The following is a 24,078-nucleotide window of genomic DNA, read 5'->3' as shown; positions in this document are numbered from 1 at the left end:
CTCGATTTCAAGGGCGAGATCTACACCCGCCAGGAGCGCAACGGCATCCTGCTCGGCACCTATGAGAAGGCCTGCAAGCCGTGGTCGCCGGTCAACACGCCGTGGGATTTCGGCCATGAATTGCTGCCGCCGGACCTCGACCGCATCGCGCCGTCGCTGGAAATCGGCTTCAAGCATTTCCCCGGCATCGAGAAAGCCGGCATCAAGCAGATCATCAACGGCCCCTTCACCTTCGCGCTCGACGGCAACCCGCTGGTCGGCCCGGTGCAGGGCCTGACCAATTTCTGGTGCGCCTGCGCCGTCATGGCCGGCTTCAGCCAGGGCGGCGGTGTCGGCCTCGCGCTGTCGAACTGGATGGTGCACGGCGACCCCGGCTTCGACGTCTGGGGCATGGATGTCACCCGCTTCGGCGAATGGGCTGGCCTGCGCTACACCAACGCCAAGGTGCGCGAAAACTATTCGCGCCGCTTCTCCATCCGCTTCCCCAATGAGGAACTGCCGGCGGCACGCCCGGCGCAGACGACACCGCTCTACGACAGGATGCTGGCCAACAATGCCGTCATGGGCGACAGCTGGGGACTTGAGACGCCGCTCTGGTTCGCACCTGAAGGCAAGGAACCCAGGGATATCGTCTCCTTCCACCGCTCCAACGATTTTGGGCCGATCGGCGAGGAAGTGCGCGCCACGCGTGAGCGTGTCGGTGTCACCGAGATCGCCAATTTTGCCAAATACGAAGTCTCGGGACCCGCAGCCGAGGATTTCCTCAACCGGCTGATGACCAACCGCATGCCGAAGACCCGCCGCATCGTGCTGACGCCGATGCTCAACGAATTCGGCAAGCTGATCGGCGACTTCACCATCGCCAAGGCGGCAGAAGACCGCTTCATGATCTGGGGTTCCTCGGCGGCGCAGAAATACCACATGCGCTGGTTCGAGAAGCATCTACCGAAGGACGGAACGGTGCGCATCCACCGCTTCGACCAGACGCTGGTCGGCCTGTCGATCGCAGGGCCGAAGTCACGTGACTTGCTGCAGAAATTGGTCGATGTCGATGTCTCGACAAAAGCCTTCCGCTTCATGGATTTCCGCGAGATGGCGGTTGGCGGGGCGCCTTGCATGGTCAACCGCATCACCTACACCGGTGACCTCGGCTACGAAATCTGGATGGCACCGGCCTACGAGCGCCTGGTTTACAAAGCAATCAAGTACGCCGGCGAGGAATTCGGCCTTGTCGATTTCGGCATGCGCGCTCTGCTCTCCATGCGCCTCGAAAAGAATTTTCCGACCTGGTTCCGCGAGTTGCGGCCGATCTATGGACCGTTCGAAGGCGCGATGGACCGCTTCATCAAGCTCGAGAAGAACGACTTCATCGGCCGCGAGGCCGCTGCCAAGGAACAGGCCGAGGGGCCAAAGCTGCGCCGCGTCTCCTTCATCGTCGATGCCACCGACGCCGATGTCATGGGCGATGAGCCGATCTGGGCCAAGGTCAGCAAGGACTATGGCACGGTTGAAAAGCCGCATGGTTATGGCGCGCCCCGCTTCGACGAGGGCGGCAAGGAAATACGTGGCTCCAAGGCTACCGAAGGCGCTTCCGCCGTGCGGGGTATCGTCGACGGTGACTGGCGCGTGGTCGGCTGGGTCACGTCAGGCGGCTATGCGCATTATGTGCAGAAGTCGATGGCGCAGGGCTACGTCCCCGCAGCGCTTGCCGAGGACGAAAGTGCCGGGCTGTTCGAGATCGAGATCCTCGGTCACCGGCGCCCGGCCCGCATCAATGTCGAAGCGCCCTTCGATCCGAGCGGCGAGAAGATGCGGACCTGAGTTTCGACCATGGACAACCCGGCGCCGAAGGGCAGCTTTGGCCGGCATCGCAAGATCATGCCGTTCGAAGCCGACTCGATCGAAGCCTTGCGCGACGCCTCTCGCCAGAAGGCGGCTTCGCTCAACCAGCATGTGCTGGGCTATGGCGCGCAGGCCGAGGCTGAATGGGTCGCGGCGGGCATTGCCACTCCCGACCTCCCGGCGATGCGCCAATACCGGCTGGAGCGCATCCGCGCCGAGCTGAGGCGCCGCGGCTATGCCGGCGCCGTGCTCTACGATCCCGTTAACATCCGCTACGCCACCGACTCGACCAACATGCAGCTGTGGGTGGCGCACAACCCGACGCGGCATTGCTTTGTCGCCACCGACGGGCCGGTGGTGCTGTTCGACTATTTCTCCTGCGAGCATTTGTCCGACCATTCCGGCGTCGTCGACGAAGTGCGACCGGCAGTGTCGTGGATGTATCTCTATGGCGGTGAGTTGACCGAGCAAAAGGTCCGCCGCTGGGCCGCAGGAATAGCCGATCTGGTGAAAGAGCATGGCGGCGGCAACAGCCGCATCGCCGTCGACCATATCAATCCGGAAGGCGTCGAGGAGCTGGCTCGCCTCGGCATTTCCATCGGCAATGGCGAAGCGTTGATGGAGAACGCGCGGCTGATCAAATCACCCGACGAGATCCTCGCCATGCGCCGCGCGATCGTCGCCTGCGAGGCGGCGATGGGCGAGATGGAACAGGCGCTGAAGCCGGGGACTTCCGAAAACGAATTGTGGGCGGAACTGCACCGCGGCAACATCGCGCGCGGCGGCGAATGGATCGAGACGCGACTGCTGACGTCAGGCCCGCGCACCAATCCGTGGTTCCAGGAATGCTCGTCGCGCAAGATCGAGGCTGGCGATCTCGTCGCCTTCGACACCGACCTCATCGGCCCCTACGGCTTCTGCGCCGACCTGTCGCGCACATGGCTGTGCGGCGATGGAAAGCCGACCAGCGAACAGCGCGACCTGTTCCGCATCGCTGCCGACCAGATCGGGCACAACACGGCACTGATGCAGCCAGGCATCTCGTTTCGCGACCTCGTCGAACGCTCGGCGGTGCCGCCCGGCGACTGCTTCCCGACGCGCTACGGCGTGCTCTATCACGGCGTCGGCCTGGCCGATGAATACCCGACCTTGCCGCATGCCAGCGACTGGACATCGGACACTCCGGACGGCGTGCTGGAACCGGGCATGGTGCTGTGCGTGGAAAGCTATATCGGCAGGCTTGGCGGGCGCGAAGGCGTCAAGATCGAGGAACAGATACTGATCACCGAGACGGGCAACGAACAGCTCTCAACCTACCCGTTGGATAAGAGACTGCTCGGCTAGAGCGGTTCACGGCTTGGTGGAATCGAAGGGATTCCCGATTTGTCGGTTTTGTGATTCAAGATGCTGGCTGGAGTGGAGGCCAGCATCTGATGACTCGACCTCTTTCCAATGATCTTCGCGAGCGGGTTGTGGCGGCGGTTTTGAGTGGCGCGAGCCGGCGGTCTGCCGCCAAACGGTTCGGCATTTCGGTTTCGGCGGCGGTGAAGCTGTTGCAGCGCCATGGGACGACCGGGTCGGTGGCGCCGGGCAAGATGGGTGGACATCGCAAGAGGGTGCTTGAGCCGCACCGTGCTTTCATCGAGGCGCGTATACGTGAGACGCCACATCTGACGCTGCATGGTCTGAAGGATGAGTTGGCTGGCCGTGGGGTGAAGGTTTCCCACAACGCGGTGTGGCTGTTCCTGCGCCGCGAGGGCCTGAGCTTCAAAAAAAACGCTGTTCGCCCTTGAGCAGGCACGCGCTGATATTGCCCGAAGGCGCCAGCGATGGCGATATTGGCAAACTGGTCTCGATCCGCAGCGCCTGGTCTTCATCGATGAGACCTGGATCAAGACCAACATGGCTCCGCTGCGCGGTTGGGGACCGAAGGGCAAGCGGCTGCGCGGCTTGGCTCCGCACGGCCATTGGCGCACGCTGACCTTCCTGGGCGCGTTGCGCTGGGATCGGCTCGCGGCACCCTGCGTCTTCGACGGACCAATCAACGGCCAATGCTTTCGCGCCTATGTAGAACAGCAACTCGTCGCCGTGCTGAAGCCAGGCGACATCGTCGTCATGGACAATCTGGGAAGTCATAAATCGGCGGCCATCAGGCAAATGATCAAGGCCGCCGGCGCCAGGCTTTGGTACCTGCCGCCCTACTCTCCGGACCTCAATCCGATCGAGCAGGCCTTCGCCAAGATCAAACACTGGATGCGCCAGGCTCAGAAACGCACCGTCGAGGACACTTGGCGCCATATCGGCCACCTCGTCGAAACCATCGAGGCTGCCGAGTGCAAGAACTACTTCGCAAACGCCGGATACGCTTCCGTCAAAACGTGAAATGCTCTAGCCCGGCAATCGCCTCGCGCAACGCGTTCACCGTCTTTTCCGGCGTCGTTGCGGCGGTGATGTAAGGCAGACCTTTGCGCCGTCCTGTCCAGCCGACGACCACCACATTTTTCGCCGCCAGCTCGAAGCGTTGCGCCAGCGCCCAGCTCTCGCAGTCGATGGCCGCTATATCGGCCTTGCCCTCTGCAATTGCGACGATCGAGGAACGGTGCCCACCGCTTTCGCTGCGCGAGGCAAAGAGGTCAAGGCTCTCGCCCATCGCCTCCAGGTCGCGCGTCAAACCGAGGAACCCCGACATCGAATCGAGGCTGTTGAAGGTGAAGCGCTTGCCGCGGATCCGATCGAGTGGGATCAGCGGGCTGCCGTCATTGGGCGAGGCAACCGACGGCGCGCCATCCGCCAGCATGACGATGGCGCTGGAATAGAGCTCGCCCTGCCCGCCTTCGTAGGCGTCGTAGCTTGGCTGGGCAACCACCTGCACATGCCTGGACAGGCCGAGTTCCATCGGCCCCCAGCAGGTCTGCGCGAACAGCAGCGCCGGGTGCAGCCACAGTCTGTGAAAATCGAGTTCGTCCGGCGGCAATGTCACTGGATCGGGTGCGATCAATGCACCGGCAGCATCACGAATACCGCCCGGCACCGGCGGCAGGTCTCCATTGCGCCGCACGATGGTTTGCGGTGCGTCGATACCCTTTTGCCGAAACGCGTCGCGCAACAGCATCCATTGCGCGTCGACCTCGCCGCGCATTTCGGGCCAGTCATACATCGGCAACGCCGCAACCAATTCACTCATGCCGATATCAAATCATCATGTCTGGAAAAATGATCGCAAAAACGCGGCGCCCAATCAGAATTGGCCGACACGGATTCCGGGTAGACCGGAATTATTCCTTCGGCGGCTCTGCGGGAACCGGCGCACTGCCGAGTCCGCTGATGCTGCGCGCCCTGATGCGCGGCTTGAAGGCCCTGCCCGGCTCGGCTTGACGCCGCAGCACCGGGTGCACGATCGGCTCCTTCGCCTTGAACGCGTAGGCTTTGATCAGCGCGAAATAGTTAGGATAGGCATAGCCATTGTTCATCCGCAGCCATTCCTCACGGCGGTCGCGAAACAGCTTGGGCAGCTTGTACCAGGCCACGGTCGGGGTCTTGTGATGGACGAAGTGCAGATTGTTGTTGAGGAACAGGAACGACAGCGGCGAGCGCTCGACGATCACCGTGCGGCCTTCCGGATGTTCCGACCATTGATGCTCGGCGAAAGTACGGATCGAGATCAGCGACTGGCCGAGCCAGACCGGCACCAGAATGTAAAGCCACAGCGGGATGCCGAAGCCGAACTGCACGATCGGCATCACGACGGCAAGGCCGATCGCATGCAGCAGCCAGGCCTTGCGGATCGCCTTGTCACCGGCGATCACCTGCTTGGCATCGTCGATGAAGAAGCCGACGCAGGACAGCCACGGGCCAAGCACGAAGCGGCCGGCCATGGTGTTGTTGATCTTGAGTAGGAATTTTATCGTCGGCGGCAGTTCGTCGTGCTGCCAGAGCGCCTGATAATAGCTTTCCGGATCGTCCAGCGGGTCGGTCAGCCGCTCGTCGGCGTGGTGGCGCAGATGGATGGTCTTGAAGCGGCGGAACGGCCAGACCAGACCGATCGGCAGGAACACAAAGGCCTCGTTGACCCGTGCATTGCGTGTCGGATGACCGTGCAGCACTTCGTGCATAATCGAGGATTGCAGTGCGGCGGTCAAAGCCAGGATGGCGAGCGCCAGGACGGGGTAGGATGGCCAGAGCAGGAAACCGGTGGCGAGCCAAGTTGCGTAGCAGAAGAAGGCGAGTACCACGGTCGGCCACTCTATGGCCGGTGCGCTGTGTCGCCTGATGCTCTTGCTCGTCATGCTATCGACCACTGCCCCTCAGTCGCCGGAGCCCCAATTGGCTCCTGACAACATTGTGTCAGGAGAAGTGATTCCACTCAACGAGACAAAGTACACAAACTGTTGCGATTGCGCATTTTTGACCGCACATGTTACACATTGTAAACAGGCTTAGGGATTCATTTACGCCTGAGGTGCGCTCGGAAGCGATTCCGCGCAAATTTTTGCTCAATCGAGGTGGAGCACGCACATGGACAAGCGCGACCTGTCGACGATCTTCCGCGAGCGCCTGAAAACACTCTTGACACGCTCCGACCTCAACCAGTCGGCCTTCGCGACCGCGGTCGGCATCGACCGTTCGGCGCTGTCACAGCTGCTGTCGGGCGCCTCGACGCGCCTACCCCGAGCGGAAACGCTGCTCAACATCGCCGCCGAGTTCAAGGTGTCGCTCGATTGGCTTCTCGGCCTCAGCCAGGACGAGGGTCTCACCGGCGAAATCCGCGAGAGCCTGGAGATAGAAGAGGCACCGGACGGCTTCGACCGCACGCTGCTGGCCAAATGGCATGCCGAGGCGGCCGGCACCAAGATCCGCTACGTACCGGCCGGCATTCCCGACCTTCTGCGCACCGAAGCATTGGTCGACTACGAAGCGGGCATTACCAACAAGAGCCGCCTCGCCCAGGCCGGCGAAACGCAATACCGCATCGACTACAACAGGCGGCCGGAAACCGACATGGAAGTCTGCATGCCGCGCCATACGCTGGAGATTTTTGCACGCGGGCTGGGTGTCTGGGACCGTTTCCCCGAAGCCGACCGGCGCGCGCAGCTGCTGCACATGGCGACGCTGCTCGACGACCTCTACCCCACCTTCCGGCTGTTTCTCTATGACGGGCGGATGCGCTATTCGATCCCCTACACCATCTTCGGTCCCTATCGCGCCGCCATTTATGTCGGCGACATGTATCTGGTGCTCAACGCCACCCAGCCGATCCAGACGCTGATCCAGCATTTCGACAATCTGATCCGCGCCGCCGACATCAACGCGCACGAGGCGTCCGGCTTCGCGCACAGGCTGGCCGGCATGTCGTTCCCAACAGGCACTGTCTGATCTCTGGCAATCATGGTCCTCTGGTGGAGCCTCGTCCCGGCCACGCCATTTCCATTTTTGAAGGACAGTTCATGCCCGATCCGCGCCGCATCGTCGTTCCTCCCCAGTCGGGCCGCGCCATCCGCGTCTCTCGAGGCGACCTCATCCGCATCATCGATCCCAAAGGACAGCAGGTTTCCGATCTCTAGGCTTTCAGCACCGACCCGACGGTCGACTGGCTGAGCACCTCGCAGACCCGTGACATCACCGAGCGGCTTTTTCCCGCAATCGGCGACAGTTTCTTCAGTGCCGCCGCCAAGCCGATGCTGACGCTGGTCGAAGATGGTTCGCCGGGTCCGCATGACATGCTCTACCCCGCTTGCGACAGCGCGCTCTATGAGCGCGCCGGATTTCCCAATCACCCGAACTGCCGGGACAATCTGATGCAGGCGCTGGCCACAGAGGGCATATCGCTGCCTTTCGCCCCCGATCCGGTCGATCTCTTTCAGAACTCCTTGCCGGAGCCCGACGGGTCGGCTGGTGGTTTCCGCGTCGATCAACCCGCCGGGCGGCTATGTGACGTTGCGCGCCGAACAGGACCTCCTGCTGGTGGTCACCGCTTGCTCGGTTGACTACTACCCGACCAATGGCGGGATCTGCACCGAAATCCACGTCGAGGTCACCTCGACACGGTGAGGAAACGCCTCCGATCTGGTACCGGCATCGCTGCAAAATCATTGACTACACATAAAGACTTCTTTATATCCTTATTCGACTTCGAAACATGAAAGCCAATCCGATGACGACCACCAACCCGATTGATACGCTGCTGGCTGAAAAGGGCGTGCTGCTGGCCGATGGCGCCACCGGCACCAATTTGTTCGCCATGGGTCTGGAGGCCGGCGAGGCGCCCGAGTTGCTCAACGAGACGGCGCCCGACACCATCACCAGCCTGCATCAGAATTTCGTCGATGCCGGCGCCGACATCATCCTCACCAACTCGTTCGGTGGCACCCGTCACCGCTTGAAGCTGCACCATGCGCAAGATCGCGTGCACGCCTTGAACAAGCGCGCCGCCGAGCTTGCGCATGCGGTCGCCGGCAAGGCCGGCCGCAAGGTCATCGTCGCCGGTTCGGTCGGCCCGACCGGCGAACTGCTGGTGCCGCTGGGCGCCATGACCTATGACGAGGCGGTCGACGCCTTCGCCGAGCAGATCGAGGGCCTCAAGGAAGGCGGCGCCGAAGTCGCCTGGATCGAGACGATGTCGGCTCCCGACGAGATTCGGGCCGCCGCCGAGGCTGCCATCCGCGTCGGCCTGCCCTACACCTACACCGGTTCCTTCGACACTGCCGGCCGCACAATGATGGGCCTGCTGCCCAGGGATATCCACGGCGTCACCGACGGGCTGTCGCAGGCGCCGCTCGGCGTTGGCGCCAATTGCGGCGTCGGCGCGTCCGACATCCTGGCCTCGCTGCTCGACATGACCGAGGCGAAGCCGGAAGCGACGGTGATCGTCAAGGGCAATTGCGGCATTCCCGAATTCCGCGGCACCGAAATCCATTATTCCGGCACGCCCGAACTGATGGCCGACTATGTCAGACTCGCCGTCGATGGCGGCGCCAAAATTATCGGCGGCTGCTGCGGCACCTCGTTCCAGCACCTTGCCGCCATGCGCAAGGCGCTCGATGCGCACACCAAGGCGGATCGTCCGACGGTTGCCGCGATCGTCGAGCGCATTGGTCCGATGCGCAACAAGGTCGCGACGGAAAACACCGCCGAGACCAGCGAAGCCCGCCGCGAGCGCCGCCGCAGCCGGGCCTGACCTCATCGATTTTCGGTTATTCGCTGTTGTCGGCGTAGCTCGACTGCGCCGACTTGAAGTCGACCACATTGTCGCCGCGCATCGTCATCAGCGCGCCCGAAGCGCTGGGGTCGGTGATCTGTTCCAGCATGATGCGGAAGCGGTCGTTGGTCAGCGCCGACAGGGCGGTGTGGCGCGCCTGTGCGACATCGTCACTGATACGCCTGGATTCCGATGATGGGGCCGATGAAACCGCCGAGGCGTCTCGCGCCGGGGGTATCGAGTTGGCGATAGTCCTGATCTGCAATTTCGGCTCCCTCAAGCCCAGTACACCTGTCCTGCGTAACAAGGAGGGGGTTGCCATCCGGTACCGGAAATGCGGCGCAATTTAATGACCCATAAAATGCGCGAAAAAAGGCCGGCAAGGTTTCCCTCGCCGGCCTGCCTCACCCGCCCGCGGTCGGTTCCCCGTATCAGAACGATCCCATCTGAAAGAAACGGGCCGTCATCACCACTTACCGGTTACCGCCCAGCGCAGAGGCAAGGCGCACAAGCGAGAGGAACTCGGCCCTGTACCCAAACGGGTCGGCCCCTCGAGCGGCAGTGGCGATCTCCATGATCTTGTCGTAACCGAACTTCGCGGTCGCATCCTCGTCGCGCAGCTTCTGGCCGAAGGCGGCAACCGCGACGGAGAAGCGCTGATCGGTGCTGGCCTGGTCGAAGGACGAAATCTCGTTGGCCGAGGTCACCGGCGTGGTGATCAGTTTCGAGACGTCTTCATTCGGCAGCTTATAGCGGATCTTGACGAAGGCATATTCGTCCGCGTTGGCGACGCCGCCATTGTCCACCGACGCCTGGCCATAACGCAGCGCGTCGATCCGCTCGCCACCGCTGCCCTTTGGCGTGATCTCGTAGATCGCGGTGACCGAGTGGCCCGAACCGATGTCGCCGGCATCGACGCGGTCATTGTTGAAATCCTCGCGGTTGAGTGCCCGGGTCTCGTAGCCGATCAGGCGATATTCCGAGACCTTGTTCGGGTTGAACTCGACCTGGATCTTGACGTCCTTGGCGATGGTGAACAGCGTCGAGGAGGCATCCTCGACCAGCACCTTTTCAGCCTCGGCCAGCGTATCGATATAGGCGGCGGTGCCGTTGCCGTTCTGGGCAATGGTTTGCATCATCTGGTCGTTCAGATTGCCGCGGCCGAAGCCGAACACCGACAGGAAAACGCCGGTCTTGCGCTCGCTTTCGATCAGCCGCTTGAGGTCGTCGTCATCGGTCTGGCCGACATTGAAGTCGCCGTCGGTAGCAAGCATCACGCGGTTGACGCCGTCCTTGACGAAGGATTTTTGCGCCAGCCTGTAGGCTTCCTTGATGCCCGCCTCGCCGGCCGTGCTGCCACCGGGCGTCAGATTGTCGATGGCGCTGAGGATCTTGTCCTTTTCGGACGCCTTGGTCGGCTCCAGCACTGTGCCGGCGTCACCGGCATAGGTCATGATCGAGATAGTGTCGTCGGCCTTCAGCTTGCTGACCAGCAGGCGGAATGCCGATTTGAGCAGCGGCAGCTTGTCCGGCTCGTCCATCGAGCCCGAGACATCGATCAGGAAGACCAGATTGGCCTTCGGCTGCTCGATCGGCTTGACGTCAAAACCCTTGATGGCGACATGCATCAGCCTGGTCTGCGTGTTCCACGGCGTCGGCATGACGCTGACGGTCGAGTTGAATGGTGTCGAGGCCGACTCCGGACCCTTCCAGTCATAGGGGAAGTAGTTGATCATCTCCTCGACGCGAACAGTATCGGCCTGCGGCAGGGTGCCCTGCTTCAGCGAGCCGCGCACGAAGGAATAGGAGGCCGTGTCGACGTCGATCGAGAAGGTCGAGACCGGATCCTCGAGTGCCGCATGCACCGGATTGGTCTTGAAATCCTCGATGCGGTCGCGGTTTTCCGGTTGCGGCTGCATCTGGTCGGCCGGCAAGATCGACGGCTGCTGCGGCGCCATCAGCTTGGATTCGGCCGGCATGCGGGCTCGCGAGGTGCTGGGTACACTTGCAGCGCCATCCAGCGCGAATTCACCTGTCGGTGCCGGTGGCGCAGGCTCGGCCAGCACACCGCGCTCCAGCGCATTTTGTTGTGCCGCGCCGCCAGCAACGGTCGATTCGGATTTCTGCGGCGAGGCCGGCGCCACAAGCGCATCGGTCGCGCCGCGGCTTTCCACATCCGCGTCTGCCTTCTTGTCCTTCTCCAACTCGCCGCGAGCCGGCTTCGGTTCGGCGGTCGTCGGCTTCACCGTCGCCGGCTTATCGGCCAGCGTCTCGGTGATTTTCTCGTCGCCGCCGAATTTGGGCGGCTGTTCCCTCAGCAAATGGAAGGTGGCGTATCCGGCGATCGGCAGGGCGACGAGCCCGGCAAGGGCCGGCGTGGCAATGAGTTTCTTTTGCATGATCTCGCTCCAGAGCTTTTGTGCTCGCTCTGTGAGACGAAGCCCGCCAATCGATCCTTGGGTGACAGCAGAAATATTTTCCTGATCATAGGCGCGCAGGGCGGCCTCGAAGGCACGTGCCTTGGCATCCTTGGCGGGCGCCGGTGCTGCGATATCGCGCAGTCTGTTGAGTTCGTTGTCGTCGACCATGGTCACACTTCCCCGGCCGCGCGCATCAGCGTCTTCAGCCGTTTCTTCGCTTCATGGATGTGCCAGGAAACCGTCGTCTCCGAGATCGCCATCGCCTCGGCGGCGGCCGCGTGGCTCAATCCTTCGCCATAGACCAAAAGCACGGCGTCGCGCTGCTTGCCCGGCAGTTGCCGCACCGCGGTCCACAGCGCTTCGGCCGGATCTTCCGGTTCGACCGACGCCTCGCCTGAGATCAGTGCATGGACGCCATAGGCCTCGGTCTTCACGGTCTCGCGGGCGGACTTTCGCATCATGTCGCGCGCGGCGTTCAGGGTCACGGAATAGAGCCATGTGGTGAAAGCGCCGCCGCCGCGATAGTCGCGGATCGCCTTGCCGAGCCTGACGCAGACTTCCTGGGCGATGTCTTCGGCATCGGCCTTCCTGCCGCACCAGCGATAGGCAGCGCGATAGACGAAGTCATAGTGCCTTTCCAGCAATGTGCTGAAGGCCCCCCTGTCTCCGCCCTTCGCCCGCCCGATCAGTTCGGCGTCGGAGGCTTCGCTTTCATCCAGCATCATCGCCATCATTTGCCTGTTGGACGAAGGCTAATGGCTAATCCTTGGGGCAATGGAAAGATTTTTTTGGAAACCGCCGGATCGTGACCGCCGGCACCCCGCTTGACACATCCATATCTCGGCGGCTATACGTCAATCAATAGCCACCGGGTTATCGATCCCAATGACGAACGCTCACGATATCCTCTTCAGAACGCTCTCCGATCCGACGCGTCGTGCGATCTTCGAGCGCCTGTGCCGGCAAGGCGAGCAGACGGTCGGCGCCCTGACGGCTCAGTCGGGGGTCTCCCAACCTGCGGTGTCGAAGCATCTCGGCGTACTCAGGCAGGCCGGGCTGGTGCGCGACCGCCATCAAGGACGGCAGACCCATTATAGCGCCCAGATCGCAGCACTTTCCCCGCTGACCGACTGGACGAACCAGATGAATGCGTTCTGGCAGAGCCGGTTCGACGACCTCGAAAATTTGCTCAAAAGAATGGACCAATGACCAACATTGCGACCGAAACGCGCTCCGTCGTCGTCGAACGTGAGATCCCCTATCCGCCGGAAAAAATCTGGCGCGCGCTGACCCAACCGCATCTGATCGAGGAATGGCTGATGAAGAACGACTTCAAGCCAGTTGTGGACCACCGTTTCAATCTGCGAAAGGAAACGCAAACCGACGTGAGCATTGTTGTCGACTGTCAGGTAACAGCCGTCGAGCTGAACAAGACACTGTCCTACACGTGGCAGGCCTATGGCCTCGAGAGTGTCGTCACCTGGACCCTCATGCCGACCAGCACGGGCACCCGGTTGCGTATGGAACAGTCCGGCTTCCGGCCGGATCAGGAGCAGGCGTATCGGGGCGCGACGAGTGGGTGGCGGCAGTACTTTACAAATCTGGGTCAGGTCCTGGCGCGGATGGATTGAACCCGCCGACATGCGGATCACGGGTCCGCTTCGGTCTGTTTTGACAGGAGGAGCTATTGGACAGGAACAAGTGGGTTCGGCAAATTCATCGCTGGCTGTCGATTATGTTTACGCTGACCGTTGTCGCCAACTTCGCCACCATGGCATTCGGCCAGCCTCCCGCCTGGGTAGTCTATTCGCCGCTCCTGCCGCTCTTCCTGCTGCTGTTCAGCGGCCTGTACATGTTCGTGCTGCCCTATGCCGCCAGGGGCCGCGGCGCGCAGCGTGCCGGCGGATAGGAGTGGGTAGAATGACCAAGACGCAGGGTCAGTCGACCAAAGCGGCACCGGTCCTGCTCTCGGGCGGCAACCCGCAAATTGCCAAGGGCGACGGCGACGCTCCGGTGCAGGCCTACATCGCTGCAATGCCGGGCTGGAAGCGTGGCCTCGGCGAGCGGCTCGACGCGCTCATCGAACACAACGTGCCCGACGTGCGCAAGGCCGTGCGCTGGAACTCGCCCTTCTACGGCGTCGAGGGCCAAGGCTGGTTCGTGAGTTTCCATGTCTTCACCCACTATTTGAAAGTGACCTTCTTCAGCGGCACGTCGTTGCGGCCGATTCCGCCTGGCGGCACGGCCAAGAGCAAGGATGTGCGCTGGATCGACATCCGCGAAGACGATCCGTTCGATGAGGCGAGGATGGTGGAATGGATCAAGCAGGCCGCGGCCCTGCCCGGCTGGATCCCGTAATGACCGACTATGACAGAGGAAAAAGAGCAATGAAGATCAAGCTGACCAGCGTGTATGTGGACAACCAGGAAAACGCACTGCGCTTCTACACCGACGTGCTGGGCTTCACCAAAAAGGCCGATTTCAGCAATGGGCCTTATCGTTGGCTGACCGTGGCCTCGGCTGAAGAGCCTGATGGAACCGAACTGCAGCTCGCGCTCAACGACAACCCGGCCGCCAAGTCCTATCAGGAAGCCATCTTCCAGCAGGGTCAGCCCGCGGTCATGTTCTTCACCGACGACGTCAAGGGCGACTACGAGCGCATCAAGGCGAAGGGTGGCACGTTTATCAAACCGCCGACCGAGGTGACCGGCTCGACCATCGCCCAGTTGAACGACAGCTGCGGCAACCTCATTCAGATCACCCAGCTGGCGCGCTGGTAACGGGCGACGGTTGAAACGCGTCGAGGCACAGGAGACACCCAATGAACCCATCCGAACAGATCGACCAACTGATCGCCGGCCTCACCGATTGGCGCGGCGATACGCTCGGCGGCATCCGCAAGACCATCCTTGCAGCCGACCCGGACATCGTCGAGGAGTGGAAGTGGATGGGCAGCCCGGTATGGTGCCTCGACGGGAACATCGTGGTCGGCAACGCCCACAAGGACAAGGTGAAGCTGACCTTTTCCCATGGCGCCAGCCTGCCGGACCCCGACAATCTGTTCAACAATGGTTTTGGCGGCAAGGTGTGGCGGGCAATCGACATGTTCGAGGGCGACACGCTCAATGAGGGCGCTTTAAAAGAGCTCGTCCGTGCGGCCATCGATTACAACCACGCCAAAAAGAAGAAAGCGCCGGCGGCTCCGCGGGCAAAGCCACAGAAATAAGGTCTATGAAGCTCGTCGGCGCGTTTGGCCTATGCTGCCTGGCCTGCCACCCAGCCCGACGACCATGCCCACTGGAAATTATAGCCACCCAGCCAACCCGTGACATCGACGACTTCGCCGATGAAGAACAGGCCCGGCACGGACTTCGCCTGCATCGTCTTCTGGTCCAGCCCGTTGGTGTCGACCCCACCCAGCGTCACTTCGGCGGTCCGGTAGCCCTCTGAGCCGGCAGGCTTGATGCGCCAGTCATTGACTGCGGCAGCTATGGTTTTCATCTGGGCGTCGGACAGATCAGCAAGGTTGCCGTCGATCCCTGTGCGCTCGGCGATCGACTGCGCAAGCCGCTTCGGCAGATGATTTGCCAGCACCGTCTGTGCCGCTTGCCGCCCATTGCTTCGCTTGGCCACCCGAATGAGGTCCGCCACGTCAACTCCCGGCAGCATGGCGATGCGGATTTCATCGCCCTCCCGCCAATAGGACGAGATCTGCAGGATGGATGGCCCGCTGACGCCGCGATGCGTGAACAGCATCGCTTCGGAGAACCGCGTCTTGCCGCAGGCGACTTCCGCGTCGACGGCGTTGCCGGCCAGGGGCGCCAGCCGCTCGAGCGTGTTTGCGTCGAAGGTCAGCGGCACCAGCGCCGGTCGCGTTTCGACGATGGCAAGGCCGAACCGTTCGGCAAGCTCATAGCCGAAGCCGGTCGCGCCCATCTTGGGGATCGACTTGCCGCCGCAGGCCACGACCAGCGACTGGCAAGTAACCAAGCCTGTGGAGAGGGTGAGCGCAAACCCCTCTACGGTTTTGCGGACATCCTCAACGCTGACCGAGAGCGCCAGCTCCACGCCCCTGCCCTGCATTTCCGAGACCAGCATGTCGATGATCTGGCGCGCCGAGCCGTCGCAGAACAGCTGCCCAAGCGTCTTCTCGTGATAGGCAATGCGTTGGCGTTCGACGAGGGCGATGAAATCGCGCTGCGTGTAGCGACTGAGCGCCGAAATGCAGAAATGCGGATTGCCCGACAGAAAATTCTTCGGGCTGGCATGAATGTTGGTGAAATTGCACCGGCCGCCGCCGGAGATGCGGATCTTCTCGCCAGGCGCCGCCGCATGATCGAGGATCAGCACCGAACGGCCGCGCTTGGCCGCCTCCACGGCGCACATCATTCCGGCGGCACCCGCGCCGATGATCACGACATCATAGGATTGCATCAGGCTATTCGTTCCCGCTCGACCGGCTCATTTGGGGCGCGCCACTTGCGCTGCCTGGTATCACTTTGGCCCGATGGTTTTCTAGCAATCCCGTCCCAGCAGCCTGGTGATCTGGGGGGTGACGATTGTGGTGAACAGCCCGGGATCGCTGAAAGCCCTCGCGGACAGCATTGCCCCATGAACCGATGCCATCAGCATCTGGGCCTCCTCCTCCGGCCGGTTGTTCAAGCGGAACAAGTCCTGTTCCGTTCCAGCCCGCAGCACCGACGTAAGCCATCCCGCGAGATTTTGGAAATGGGCACGAACGCGTGACGCCACCTCTTCCGGCAGCATCTGCATCTCGCCGGCGAGCATCGCGCAGACGCAGAACGACGGCGAGGCATCGCGAATGCATGTCCGCCAATAGTTCAGATAGGACTGCAGTTGTTCAGCAGGGCTTGAGAGTTCTCCCCGGAGAGACTCCAAACCCACTTCGGCCTGCCGCCTGTAACGATCCACCAGCACCGAAACCAGCTCGGCCTTCGTCGGAAAATGATGGTGGATACTCGCCTTCCTGATGCCGATGGCAGCCGAGATATCGGCATAGCTGAACCCGTTGTAGCCTCCCGCGACGATGAGAGACTGCGCGACATCGAGAATCTTTTCTGAAGTCGAAGCCATTGATTTCATATCGCCGCCTACCTTCTGGTAGGCGAACTGTCAAGGTTGCATCGTTCCCGATTCTCACAGGGAGGTGTTCCGGACATTGGGTTGACTTAGGGGTTTTGTCTACCTACTAATAGGTAGACAGCAACAAGGAATCTGCCGATGCAAAACCAATCTTTCACCCGGTCTGGATGGCTACGATCCTATTATTTCGCACGCGCCATATTTTCTATCGCCTGGGTTGCTGCCGCCATCCTGTTTAACGGGCAACCCGGTCCCACCGCGCTTCTGCTCGTGATCTACCCGGCATGGGACGCCCTCGCCAATCTGGTCGACGCCAGGGTAAATGGCGGCCTGAAGGCCAACTCGTCCCAGGCTTTGAATGTCGTGGTCAGCACGATAACGGCGCTCGCCGTCATCGTGGCGGTTAACAACAGCATGTATGCCGTACTGGCCGTGTTTGGGGTTTGGGCGATCCTCTCGGGTCTGCTGCAGCTGAATACGGGAGCAAGGCGTTGGCGCTACCATGGCGCACAATGGCCGATGATCCTGAGTGGTGCGCAGTCGGCCCTCGCCGGCGGCTTCATGATCAGCCGATCCCTCGGCACGGCTGCGCCGACGATTCTGGACATCGCCCCTTATGCCGGGTTCGGCGCGTTTTACTTTCTGCTTTCCGCAATTTGGCTTGTCGTAGCAGCCTATCGCAAGGCAAACGCCTAGGCGCAGCCTGATCCGGCGGCGGCAAGGTGAACAGTCATCTGCCGCCGTCGAAAGGGCAAGCATCGCTCACTCTTCGCCGCATCGGCTGCCGTTCTGGTTCAAAGACGCGTAGCGTCCTGCTCAGAGTCGACCTGTGTGCGATCAGTGCGCAGTGACTCCTGCCTTAAATCAGCGTCTCTGCGAACAGCGTCGTCAATCGCTTCCAGTGGCGTTCGGCGCCCGCGGCGTTGAAAACGCTATGATCGGGCACGCACCAGCCATGCGCCATCCCAGCATAGTTCTCGATGACATGGTCGACTTCCGCAACCCGCAACGCTTCCTCCAATCGCATCGATTGTTCCGGCGGGAAACTTCTGTCGACACCCGACATGCCGACATAGACGCGCGCCTTGATGGAGGCTGCCTTGCGATGCGGGCTGTCGGCGGCGTCGCTGGCCAGATTGCCGCCATGGAAGCTTGCGGCCGCCCTTATCCTGTCGGGATAGTTAGCGGCGGCGTTCAACGCCCGGCCGCCACCCATGCAATATCCCACCGTGCCGATCGGCCCGGTGATGCCCTCGGCAGCAAGTGCGTCGAGGAACGCACCGCTGTCGCTGATGGTCATCTCCTGTGTCGTGCCCGTGACCAGCGCCATCAGCGGGATTTTGGTCTTTTCCTCGGCGAAGGCGGTCTTGGCGTCGAACGGCCCGTAGGGCGCATTGCGGTAGAATAGGTCGGGCACCAGCACCGCATAGCCTTCATTCGCCAGCCGCTCGGCCATACCGTCGAGCGCCGGCCGCGGACCGAAGGCGTCCTGATAGAGGATGACGCCGGCCTTGGCAGGAGATGCGTTTGCCGAGCGGAAAAGCCCGGCATTGGCAACACCATCCCTGGTCTTGATCTGAAGGTCGTGTTTCGTCATCGCCCGCTCCGTTCGACTGATGCGCGATACATATCCGCGCAAGGCCATACGGCAAGGCATTCCCGGGGCGTGGCAGTCAACATTTCGTGCAGGATTGCGGACGCTATTGCTCGCCCTCGCGCACGGTCCGCGCGCCGACATGCAGCGCACGGCCGGCACCGAGCCCCATGATGGCTACGCCAAGCCCGAGCGCGACGAACAGGAACGCCGTCCCCGAAAAACTGCCGGTCCAGTCGCGGATCAGGCCCACCAGCAACGGGCCGAAGGCCGCCAGCACATAGCCGACGCCTTGCGCCATGCCTGAAAGATGCGCGGCGATATGCGAATCCGGTGAACGCAGCACGATCAAGCTCATGGCAGCCGCGATAAGGCCACCCTGCCCGATGCCTTGCAGGACCGCCCAGAACAGCATCGTCGAGGTCGGCGCAAAGAGAATGCCGAGCAGCGCGACCACCGCCGTGGCGACGAGCGCCACATTGATGCCGCGCTGGTCCTTCAGCCGCATCGCAAAGGATGGCACGGCGAGGCAGGTGATGACCTGCGCCATCACTGACACCGAAACCATGGCGCCAGCGGTGGCCGCATCGAAGCCACGCTCGCGCAGGATCGGCGCCAGCCAGCCGAAGATGCAATAGGCGAGCGCCGACTGCAGCCCCATGAACAGCGTCACCTGCCAGGCAAGGCGATCGCGCCAAAGCCCGACGACGCGAAAGCCTTGATGGCTCACTTGCCGCCGGCTGCCCAGCGCCTGCGGAATCCAGATCAGCAACACAATCAGGGTCGGCACCGCCCAGGCAGCAAGTGCTCCGGACCATGAACCGGTGACAAAATGCTCGATCGGCAGCGTGAAGCCCGCGGCGGCAGCCGAACCGGCGCAGAGCGCCATGGTGTAGAGCCCGGTCATGACGGCGGCCCTGTCGGCGAAATCGCGCTTCACCAGGCCTGGCAGCAGCACATTGCCGATGGCAATGGCGCCGCCAGCCAGGAAGGTCGCGACAAACAGCAGGGGAACCGTACCGAACCAGCGCAGGCCGGTTCCCAGCACCAGCAAGGCGAGCGCCCCGAGCAAGGTGCGCTCGGCTCCATAGCGCTGCGCAAGCCTTGGCGCGAAGGGCGCGAACAGGCCGAGGCACAGGACGGGCAGCGTCGTCAGCAGGCTGGCGCCCGTCGTCGACAGCCCGGTTGCCTGCATCACCTCGGGCAACAGCACCGACAGGCTCGAAAACAGCGGCCGCAGACTGAAGGCGATCAGCACAAGGCTCGCGCCAAGCACGATGCGCGCCGCACGGCTGCGCAGTTCAGGCGGCTGCGGCATGGGCAGGCTGTCGGCCTCGGCATCGATGAGTTCCAGACCCTCGACCTCGGCCTTCGGATCAGGCTGACGAAAACTCTGGTTCATTGCGAAAGCAGTCTTTCAAGTTGGGCAAGCACCGGCGCCATGAAGGCGCGGACGGCGGCAACGGCGCGCTCGGGATCGCTCGCGGCAATGGCGTCGACGATTGCCGCATGCGCCTGGTGGTCCGGTTCGGGCAGATCGCCGTCGATGGTGGCATGGATGGTCTCGGTGATGGCGGCGGTGAAGAAGTCGTAGAGCTCCATCATCGCCCTGTTACCGGACGCCGCGACGACGGATATGTGGAAGGCGAGATCGCGACGGATGAAGGCTTCGCTTCCGCCTTCGGCGACAGTGCCGCGCGCGGCAAGCAATTGCCGCATCCGCTCGAGGTCGGCTGGCGTGTGACGCAAGGCGGCGAGCCTCGCGGCCTCGAGATCCAGCGCCGCCCGCGCCTCCCACTGATCGCGCAGGCCGCTGCGCTTGACCCGGTCGAGCGCGGCAGAGGTATCGACGGCAGAGCGCACATAGGTGCCCGACCCCTGGCGCGTATCCAGCAATCCCTGCGAGACCAGCACCCGCACCGCCTCGCGCACCGTGCCGCGGCTGACCGACAGAAGGTCGGTCAGAGCTGCCTCGTTGGGGATACGCTCGCCGACACCCCAGCGGCCGCTGACGATTTCAGCCCGCAGGCTCTCGGTGGCGCTGTCGGTGAGATTGGTTCGGATAGCAGGTTGCATCAGCCTATTCATCAAGTCATCTGATGACTTGATGAATAGGCTTGCGTCTAACTGCCGTCAAGATGCTCGAAGCCAACGAGCACCGCAATTGGAATGGATCAGTTGGTGGCTCGTGCGAAGCTCGCCATGTGGAAGGCCTGAACCTCCGGCGGATAGCGATACTCCGTGCCATAGGGGCACGAATTGCGGTCAAGGCAGCCGCCGCGGCGGCAGGGTCCCCCATTCGCCCCCCGCACATGCGCCAGGCAGGATTGATAAGCAAATCCTTGCGCGGAATAGGCGTCCACCGGGCAGGATTTCAGGCAGGGTTTCTCGACGCAGGTATCGCAAAGGTGAGGCGCCGCTTCGCCGGCTTGAATCGGAAGCTCGTCCTCGAACAGCAGCGCACCGCGATAGGCATGCCATAGCCCGTATTGCGGATGCATGAGGATGCCGAGCGGCGACGGCTTCAGTCCCTCCGCCCGCATCGCCCATTGCTGGAACGGCAGATAGGGCTTGTCCGACGGAGAAATCGCCCGTGCGCCAAAATCCTGCGCCACCGCGCCGATCACCTCACGCGACCAGGTGTCGAGCGGATTGGCGATTTGCTCCGGCTGGCTCTCGCGCCAGCGCAGGAAATGCGGCCAGGGCGCGGCTCCCGCCTGCCCCACCAAAAGGGCTGATTTGGCGGCAGCGCCTGACAGGCCTGAGGGTGACTCTTCGCCTGTGTTGAAAATGACCCCGCCGCGCAGGATAAGGCCATTGGCGGCAAGCGCGGCCGCTATTTCGTCAACCGTACGGCGTGCAGGGTTCATCCCTTCATGCCCGGGCAGACTGTCACGCCTCGATCCTCGGGAACGGAATGACCCCCTTCTTCTCGAGCGTCGCCCGCAAATTATCAGCGTAGCGATGCGCAAAAGCCTCTCGCTCGCTTTTGGGCCGCGCAAAGTAACGGTCATAAAGTGTTGAGTAGCCCTCGCCTTGGTCGGACGGCATTTCCACTTTTTCAAGCCAATCACGCCAGTGGCCGATCTCATGCAGGAGCGTGCGATAGAGCTGCGTGGCTCGCACAGCGTCGAGCGATGGGGAAACGAGATGTTTCTTTCCAACCCGGCTGACGTCGTGACCGTCCAAACGAAGCCTGTCCAATTCTGCCGCATCCTCGGAGTCCAGCGACGTGGGCCAATCGATGATGTCGCCGACACCACAAGCTTCCAAAAATATGGCCGGACCACTTTTCACGATGGAGGATCCACGGAAACCAAGGTTGGCATCACAAAACATCCGCCCCCAGACCGGTCCGAGTAGCCGCGCTTTTCGCGTCGGTTGGCGCAAGACAAATGTTTCCAGTCCGGCCCAGTCAGCGAGGGGAACATGAGAGAGAACGAAAACAACATCTTCGACCGTGCAGGCGTGACTGCACCTGCCACTCGTCTTTTCGACAATGAGCATTACGTCTCTGCCATTCACTGTCCTGTGCAGCGTTTGGCTCGGATCGAGCTGCGCCACACACCATCTGGTGGAGTTCCATGGTCGGGGAATGATCATGCGGTTGTTTTGACCATGGCCCTGCTTCGGCGTGCCGATGTTCCGATTTCGCCTGGTTGGATTGAAAGGCATTGGCACCGTCCCCACCGCTTGTCTTCACCCGCGACGCGCAATCATTCCTTCTTGACCGGATCGGAGAACGCGCTCCGCCAGACTTCCTTGTGGATGATGTTGGCGACTTTAGCCCCGCCTGATTCGGGCTCCTTTCAAGTGAAGGCGTCGGGCATCGACCCCTTCTTCTTGGCGATGAAGTCCTTCAACGCTTCGTCGATGCTCGGATCGAGATATGGCGCCTCGTAGCTTTCCAGCCAGCGGCGGGCAAGTTCGTTGGCGCGCTGCGGCGCTGTCTTCTCGCCTTCGGCCAGCCACTGCTCGTAGGAATTGTTGTCGGCGATGTTGGAGCGGTAGAAGGCGGTCTGGAAATTGGCCTGGGTGTGGTCGCAGCCGAGATAGTGGCTGCCGGGGCCGACCTGGCGGATGGCGTCCATCGCCTGGCCGTTTTCCGACAGGTCGACACCCTCTGAGAATTTCTGCGTCATGCCGAGCTGGTCGATGTCCATCATGAATTTCTCGTAGCAGGACGCCAGCCCGCCCTCGAGCCAACCGGCCGAATGCAGCACGAAATTGGTGCCGGCCAGGATGGTCGAGTTCAGCGTGTTGGCGCTTTCATAGGCCGCCTGCGCATCCGGAACCTTCGACGCGCAGAGCGAGCCGCCGGTACGGAACGGCAGGCCGAGACGGCGCGCCAGCTGTGCGGCGCCATAAGACACCAGCGACGGCTCCGGCGTGCCGAAGGTCGGGGCTCCCGACTGCATCGAAATCGACGAGGCGAAGGTGCCGAACAGCACCGGCGCGCCCGGCCGGATCAGCTGCGTGAACGAGGCGCCGGCCAGCACTTCGGCCAGGACCTGCGTCAGCGTGCCGGCCACCGTCACCGGGCTCATCGCGCCGGCAAGGATGAACGGCGTGACGATGCAGGCCTGGTTGTGGCGCGCATAGACTTTCAGCGCGCCGAGCATGGTCTCGTCGAACACCATCGGCGAGTTGGCGTTGATCAGACTGGTCAGCACCGTGTTGTTCTCGACGAAATCGTCGCCGAACACGATCTTGGCCATGGCGACGGTGTCTTCGGCGCGTTCCGGCGCGGTCACCGAGCCCATGAACGGCTTGTCGGAATATTTGATGTGGCTGTAGATCATGTCGAGATGGCGCTTGTTGACCGGCACATCGACCGGCTCGCACACAGTGCCGCCCGAATGGTGGATCGACGGCGCCATATAGGCGAGCTTCACGAAATTCTGGAAATCCTCGATCGTCGCATAACGCCTGACGCCATCGAGGTCACGTACGAAGGGCGGACCGTAGACCGGCGCAAAGACGGTGGCATTGCCGCCGATCTGCACCGAGCGCTCGGAATTGCGCGCATGTTGGGTGTAGACGGACGGCGCGGTCTTGAGCAGCGAACGGCACAGCCCCTTCGGAAAGTGCACGCGCTCGCCCTTGACGTCGGCGCCGGCCTCTTTCCACAGTTGCAACGCCTCCGCGTCGTCACGGAAGATGATGCCGATTTCCTCGAGCACCGTGTCGGTGTTCTTCTCGATCAGCGCCAGGCCTTCCTCGTCCAGCACCTCATAAACGTTGATCTTGCGCTTGATGTAGGTGAGCTGCGTGCCTGGGCCACCGCCTGAACGTGCTGCCCGCCGGGCTGCAGCCCCGCCGCTGGCGCCGCGCCCACGTCGCGCGTTTGACGCTTCCTGATCGACTGCCGCGTGTTCGCTCATGGTGGTTCTTCCCTGAAACTGTTCTTGTCTGGAATCCATAGCGGCTGCCTCGCCGCTTCTTGCCAGATCGTAGCCATGCACCCTATTCGAAACGGCCCGCCAGCGCCAACGCCTGTCGCAAAATCGACAAGAATTCCAAGAGAGTTACGGTCGCTTTCCTTTTGCGGGAAGTCGCAAATCAGCTATGGATACATGCCCTCAGCGGGTTAGGTATGAACGCGAAGATGTGTGCCTTGCGACATGGTCGCGATGCCGGCAGGAGCTCGATACAAATGTCCGACGACGAGATCATCCTTTCCGAACTTTCCGACGACGAGTTGGTGCAGCAGATGCACGACGATCTCTATGACGGGCTGAAGGAAGAGATCGAGGAAGGCACCAACATCCTGCTCGAGCGCGGCTGGGTGCCCTACAAGGTGCTGACGGAAGCGCTGGTCGAAGGCATGCGCATCGTCGGCGAGGATTTCCGCGACGGCATCCTGTTCGTTCCCGAAGTGCTGCTGTCGGCCAATGCGATGAAGGCCGGCATGTTCATCCTGC

28 protein-coding genes and 1 pseudogene are annotated in these 24,078 nt (G+C 62.2%); 16 read left to right on the top strand and 13 right to left on the bottom strand.

Annotation, left to right across the window (positions count from 1 at the left end):
• From EOB49_RS24455 to EOB49_RS24445, 3 genes are all read left to right on the top strand, one after another.
• A partial coding sequence (locus EOB49_RS24455) for an FAD-dependent oxidoreductase (protein WP_245472822.1) occupies positions 1–1,821 on the top strand: 1,821 nt, incomplete at its 5' end.
• A 9-nt stretch (positions 1,822–1,830) separates the two neighbouring features.
• The gene (locus tag EOB49_RS24450; protein ID WP_127382467.1) at positions 1,831–3,186 is read left to right on the top strand and encodes a Xaa-Pro peptidase family protein; all 1,356 of its coding nucleotides are present in this window, start codon (positions 1,831–1,833) and stop codon (positions 3,184–3,186) included.
• A gap of 89 nt (positions 3,187–3,275) precedes the next feature.
• Positions 3,276–4,224, top strand: a protein-coding gene (locus EOB49_RS24445) for an IS630 family transposase (protein ID WP_127382466.1) whose coding sequence is annotated in 2 segments (ribosomal slippage) — positions 3,276–3,611 and positions 3,613–4,224 — 948 coding nt in all. Because the reading frame shifts where the segments join, the coding sequence is not laid out codon by codon here.
• Here EOB49_RS24445 and EOB49_RS24440 read toward each other — a convergent pair.
• Together EOB49_RS24440 and EOB49_RS24435 are read right to left on the bottom strand one after the other, a co-directional pair.
• Positions 4,214–5,026, bottom strand: coding sequence for a PhnD/SsuA/transferrin family substrate-binding protein (locus EOB49_RS24440; RefSeq protein ID WP_127382465.1), 813 nt, complete (start codon positions 5,024–5,026; stop codon positions 4,214–4,216). The genes EOB49_RS24445 and EOB49_RS24440 overlap by 11 nt on opposite strands.
• A 91-nt stretch (positions 5,027–5,117) precedes the next feature.
• Positions 5,118–6,128: a fatty acid desaturase gene (locus tag EOB49_RS24435; protein ID WP_164781791.1), complete on the bottom strand. Its 1,011-nt coding sequence runs from the start codon at positions 6,126–6,128 to the stop codon at positions 5,118–5,120.
• Between the two features lie 229 nt (positions 6,129–6,357).
• On the opposite strand from EOB49_RS24435, the gene EOB49_RS24430 reads away from it, so the two are divergent.
• The 5 genes and pseudogenes from EOB49_RS24430 (at position 6,358) to bmt (ending at position 9,016) form a co-directional block, all read left to right on the top strand.
• Positions 6,358–7,215, top strand: coding sequence for a helix-turn-helix transcriptional regulator (locus tag EOB49_RS24430; RefSeq protein WP_127330267.1), 858 nt, complete (start codon positions 6,358–6,360; stop codon positions 7,213–7,215).
• A gap of 71 nt (positions 7,216–7,286) precedes the next feature.
• On the top strand, positions 7,287–7,403 hold the full coding sequence (locus EOB49_RS38815) for a DUF1989 domain-containing protein (RefSeq protein WP_348630280.1): 117 nt from the start codon (positions 7,287–7,289) through the stop codon (positions 7,401–7,403).
• Between the two features lie 30 nt (positions 7,404–7,433).
• Positions 7,434–7,670, top strand: a pseudogene (locus EOB49_RS38810) (DUF1989 domain-containing protein); the annotation flags it as partial.
• Positions 7,671–7,734: 64 nt separating this feature from the next.
• Positions 7,735–7,890 (top strand): hypothetical protein, encoded by a 156-nt coding sequence (locus EOB49_RS37950; protein ID WP_245472828.1) that lies wholly within the window; start codon positions 7,735–7,737, stop codon positions 7,888–7,890.
• A gap of 103 nt (positions 7,891–7,993) precedes the next feature.
• A complete protein-coding gene (gene bmt / locus EOB49_RS24420; RefSeq protein ID WP_164781792.1) occupies positions 7,994–9,016 on the top strand; it encodes a betaine--homocysteine S-methyltransferase in 1,023 nt (340 codons plus the stop codon).
• 16 nt (positions 9,017–9,032) lie between these two features.
• Here bmt and EOB49_RS36565 read toward each other — a convergent pair whose 3' ends face one another.
• The 3 genes from EOB49_RS36565 to EOB49_RS24405 form a co-directional block, all read right to left on the bottom strand.
• Positions 9,033–9,302 (bottom strand): hypothetical protein, encoded by a 270-nt coding sequence (locus EOB49_RS36565; protein WP_164781790.1) that lies wholly within the window; start codon positions 9,300–9,302, stop codon positions 9,033–9,035.
• Between the two features lie 208 nt (positions 9,303–9,510).
• On the bottom strand, positions 9,511–11,625 hold the full coding sequence (locus tag EOB49_RS24410) for a VWA domain-containing protein (protein WP_127382463.1): 2,115 nt from the start codon (positions 11,623–11,625) through the stop codon (positions 9,511–9,513).
• A 2-nt stretch (positions 11,626–11,627) separates the two neighbouring features.
• Positions 11,628–12,188, bottom strand: a complete 561-nt coding sequence (locus tag EOB49_RS24405) for an RNA polymerase sigma factor (protein WP_127382462.1) — start codon at positions 12,186–12,188, stop codon at positions 11,628–11,630.
• A gap of 154 nt (positions 12,189–12,342) precedes the next feature.
• Between EOB49_RS24405 and EOB49_RS24400 the strand changes: the two genes are divergently transcribed.
• From EOB49_RS24400 to EOB49_RS24375, 6 genes are read left to right on the top strand one after another with little or no spacing between them, the layout of a single operon-like run.
• Entirely contained in the window at positions 12,343–12,666 is a 324-nt protein-coding gene (locus EOB49_RS24400) for a metalloregulator ArsR/SmtB family transcription factor (RefSeq protein WP_127272723.1), read from the top strand.
• Complete coding sequence (locus tag EOB49_RS24395; protein ID WP_127267745.1) at positions 12,663–13,088, top strand: SRPBCC domain-containing protein; 426 nt, start codon at positions 12,663–12,665, stop codon at positions 13,086–13,088. The genes EOB49_RS24400 and EOB49_RS24395 overlap by 4 nt, the downstream gene beginning before the upstream one ends.
• Before the next feature lie 56 nt (positions 13,089–13,144).
• Positions 13,145–13,366, top strand: coding sequence for a hypothetical protein (locus EOB49_RS24390; RefSeq protein WP_127267744.1), 222 nt, complete (start codon positions 13,145–13,147; stop codon positions 13,364–13,366).
• Positions 13,367–13,377: 11 nt separating this feature from the next.
• Entirely contained in the window at positions 13,378–13,815 is a 438-nt protein-coding gene (locus EOB49_RS24385; RefSeq protein ID WP_127267743.1) for a DUF1801 domain-containing protein, read from the top strand.
• Positions 13,815–14,237 carry a VOC family protein gene (locus tag EOB49_RS24380; RefSeq protein WP_281060564.1) on the top strand — a complete coding sequence of 141 codons (423 nt, stop codon included), beginning with the start codon at positions 13,815–13,817 and terminating at the stop codon, positions 14,235–14,237. Before EOB49_RS24385 ends, EOB49_RS24380 begins: the two co-directional genes overlap by 1 nt.
• A 41-nt stretch (positions 14,238–14,278) precedes the next feature.
• Entirely contained in the window at positions 14,279–14,683 is a 405-nt protein-coding gene (locus EOB49_RS24375; RefSeq protein WP_127382461.1) for a DUF1801 domain-containing protein, read from the top strand.
• Between the two features lie 29 nt (positions 14,684–14,712).
• Here the strand turns inward: EOB49_RS24375 and EOB49_RS24370 are convergent, their stop codons facing one another.
• Together EOB49_RS24370 and EOB49_RS24365 are read right to left on the bottom strand one after the other, a co-directional pair.
• Positions 14,713–15,891: an NAD(P)/FAD-dependent oxidoreductase gene (locus tag EOB49_RS24370; protein ID WP_127382460.1), complete on the bottom strand. Its 1,179-nt coding sequence runs from the start codon at positions 15,889–15,891 to the stop codon at positions 14,713–14,715.
• Positions 15,892–15,972: 81 nt separating this feature from the next.
• Positions 15,973–16,560, bottom strand: coding sequence for a TetR/AcrR family transcriptional regulator (locus EOB49_RS24365; protein WP_127382459.1), 588 nt, complete (start codon positions 16,558–16,560; stop codon positions 15,973–15,975).
• Between the two features lie 138 nt (positions 16,561–16,698).
• Here EOB49_RS24365 and EOB49_RS24360 point away from each other — a divergent pair, with 138 nt between their 5' ends.
• Positions 16,699–17,256 (top strand): DUF308 domain-containing protein, encoded by a 558-nt coding sequence (locus EOB49_RS24360; protein ID WP_127382458.1) that lies wholly within the window; start codon positions 16,699–16,701, stop codon positions 17,254–17,256.
• Positions 17,257–17,419: 163 nt separating this feature from the next.
• Here EOB49_RS24360 and EOB49_RS24355 read toward each other — a convergent pair whose 3' ends face one another.
• The 6 genes from EOB49_RS24355 to EOB49_RS24330 form a co-directional block, all read right to left on the bottom strand.
• Positions 17,420–18,157: a dienelactone hydrolase family protein gene (locus EOB49_RS24355; RefSeq protein ID WP_127382457.1), complete on the bottom strand. Its 738-nt coding sequence runs from the start codon at positions 18,155–18,157 to the stop codon at positions 17,420–17,422.
• A 103-nt stretch (positions 18,158–18,260) separates the two neighbouring features.
• The gene (locus EOB49_RS24350; protein WP_127382456.1) at positions 18,261–19,556 is read right to left on the bottom strand and encodes an MFS transporter; all 1,296 of its coding nucleotides are present in this window, start codon (positions 19,554–19,556) and stop codon (positions 18,261–18,263) included.
• Positions 19,553–20,230 carry a FadR/GntR family transcriptional regulator gene (locus EOB49_RS24345; protein WP_127382455.1) on the bottom strand — a complete coding sequence of 226 codons (678 nt, stop codon included), beginning with the start codon at positions 20,228–20,230 and terminating at the stop codon, positions 19,553–19,555. The genes EOB49_RS24350 and EOB49_RS24345 overlap by 4 nt, the downstream gene beginning before the upstream one ends.
• A gap of 98 nt (positions 20,231–20,328) precedes the next feature.
• Complete coding sequence (locus tag EOB49_RS24340; protein ID WP_127330295.1) at positions 20,329–21,024, bottom strand: 4Fe-4S dicluster domain-containing protein; 696 nt, start codon at positions 21,022–21,024, stop codon at positions 20,329–20,331.
• 22 nt (positions 21,025–21,046) lie between these two features.
• The gene (locus tag EOB49_RS24335; protein WP_127382454.1) at positions 21,047–21,829 is read right to left on the bottom strand and encodes a hypothetical protein; all 783 of its coding nucleotides are present in this window, start codon (positions 21,827–21,829) and stop codon (positions 21,047–21,049) included.
• Between the two features lie 134 nt (positions 21,830–21,963).
• Entirely contained in the window at positions 21,964–23,538 is a 1,575-nt protein-coding gene (locus EOB49_RS24330; protein ID WP_127382453.1) for a trimethylamine methyltransferase family protein, read from the bottom strand.
• A 272-nt stretch (positions 23,539–23,810) separates the two neighbouring features.
• On the opposite strand from EOB49_RS24330, the gene EOB49_RS24325 reads away from it, so the two are divergent.
• A partial coding sequence (locus tag EOB49_RS24325; protein WP_206526138.1) for a B12-binding domain-containing protein occupies positions 23,811–24,078 on the top strand: 268 nt, incomplete at its 3' end.

Origin of the sequence: Mesorhizobium sp. M7A.F.Ca.MR.148.00.0.0 (assembly GCF_003997735.1) — a bacterium.
Taxonomy (GTDB): Bacteria; Pseudomonadota; Alphaproteobacteria; order Rhizobiales; family Rhizobiaceae; genus Mesorhizobium.
The sequence above is the reverse complement of the archived record's forward strand: the minus strand, read 5'-3'. Positions and strand labels throughout refer to the sequence as shown.

What these genes read in the sequence shown, in the direction of transcription:
- EOB49_RS24450 (WP_127382467.1), top strand. Translation starts at nt 1,831, where the DNA reads ATGGACAACCCGGCGCCGAAGGGCAGCTTTGGCCGGCATCGCAAGATC.
- EOB49_RS24440 (WP_127382465.1), bottom strand. Translation starts at nt 5,026, where the DNA reads ATGAGTGAATTGGTTGCGGCGTTGCCGATGTATGACTGGCCCGAAATG.
- EOB49_RS24435 (WP_164781791.1), bottom strand. Translation starts at nt 6,128, where the DNA reads ATGACGAGCAAGAGCATCAGGCGACACAGCGCACCGGCCATAGAGTGG.
- EOB49_RS24430 (WP_127330267.1), top strand. Translation starts at nt 6,358, where the DNA reads ATGGACAAGCGCGACCTGTCGACGATCTTCCGCGAGCGCCTGAAAACA.
- EOB49_RS38815 (WP_348630280.1), top strand. Translation starts at nt 7,287, where the DNA reads ATGCCCGATCCGCGCCGCATCGTCGTTCCTCCCCAGTCGGGCCGCGCC.
- bmt (WP_164781792.1), top strand. Translation starts at nt 7,994, where the DNA reads ATGACGACCACCAACCCGATTGATACGCTGCTGGCTGAAAAGGGCGTG.
- EOB49_RS24410 (WP_127382463.1), bottom strand. Translation starts at nt 11,625, where the DNA reads ATGGTCGACGACAACGAACTCAACAGACTGCGCGATATCGCAGCACCG.
- EOB49_RS24405 (WP_127382462.1), bottom strand. Translation starts at nt 12,188, where the DNA reads ATGGCGATGATGCTGGATGAAAGCGAAGCCTCCGACGCCGAACTGATC.
- EOB49_RS24400 (WP_127272723.1), top strand. Translation starts at nt 12,343, where the DNA reads ATGACGAACGCTCACGATATCCTCTTCAGAACGCTCTCCGATCCGACG.
- EOB49_RS24395 (WP_127267745.1), top strand. Translation starts at nt 12,663, where the DNA reads ATGACCAACATTGCGACCGAAACGCGCTCCGTCGTCGTCGAACGTGAG.
- EOB49_RS24385 (WP_127267743.1), top strand. Translation starts at nt 13,378, where the DNA reads ATGACCAAGACGCAGGGTCAGTCGACCAAAGCGGCACCGGTCCTGCTC.
- EOB49_RS24380 (WP_281060564.1), top strand. Translation starts at nt 13,815, where the DNA reads ATGACCGACTATGACAGAGGAAAAAGAGCAATGAAGATCAAGCTGACC.
- EOB49_RS24375 (WP_127382461.1), top strand. Translation starts at nt 14,279, where the DNA reads ATGAACCCATCCGAACAGATCGACCAACTGATCGCCGGCCTCACCGAT.
- EOB49_RS24370 (WP_127382460.1), bottom strand. Translation starts at nt 15,891, where the DNA reads ATGCAATCCTATGATGTCGTGATCATCGGCGCGGGTGCCGCCGGAATG.
- EOB49_RS24365 (WP_127382459.1), bottom strand. Translation starts at nt 16,560, where the DNA reads ATGAAATCAATGGCTTCGACTTCAGAAAAGATTCTCGATGTCGCGCAG.
- EOB49_RS24360 (WP_127382458.1), top strand. Translation starts at nt 16,699, where the DNA reads ATGCAAAACCAATCTTTCACCCGGTCTGGATGGCTACGATCCTATTAT.
- EOB49_RS24355 (WP_127382457.1), bottom strand. Translation starts at nt 18,157, where the DNA reads ATGACGAAACACGACCTTCAGATCAAGACCAGGGATGGTGTTGCCAAT.
- EOB49_RS24350 (WP_127382456.1), bottom strand. Translation starts at nt 19,556, where the DNA reads ATGAACCAGAGTTTTCGTCAGCCTGATCCGAAGGCCGAGGTCGAGGGT.
- EOB49_RS24345 (WP_127382455.1), bottom strand. Translation starts at nt 20,230, where the DNA reads ATGCAACCTGCTATCCGAACCAATCTCACCGACAGCGCCACCGAGAGC.
- EOB49_RS24340 (WP_127330295.1), bottom strand. Translation starts at nt 21,024, where the DNA reads ATGAACCCTGCACGCCGTACGGTTGACGAAATAGCGGCCGCGCTTGCC.
- EOB49_RS24335 (WP_127382454.1), bottom strand. Translation starts at nt 21,829, where the DNA reads ATGCCTTTCAATCCAACCAGGCGAAATCGGAACATCGGCACGCCGAAG.
- EOB49_RS24330 (WP_127382453.1), bottom strand. Translation starts at nt 23,538, where the DNA reads ATGAGCGAACACGCGGCAGTCGATCAGGAAGCGTCAAACGCGCGACGT.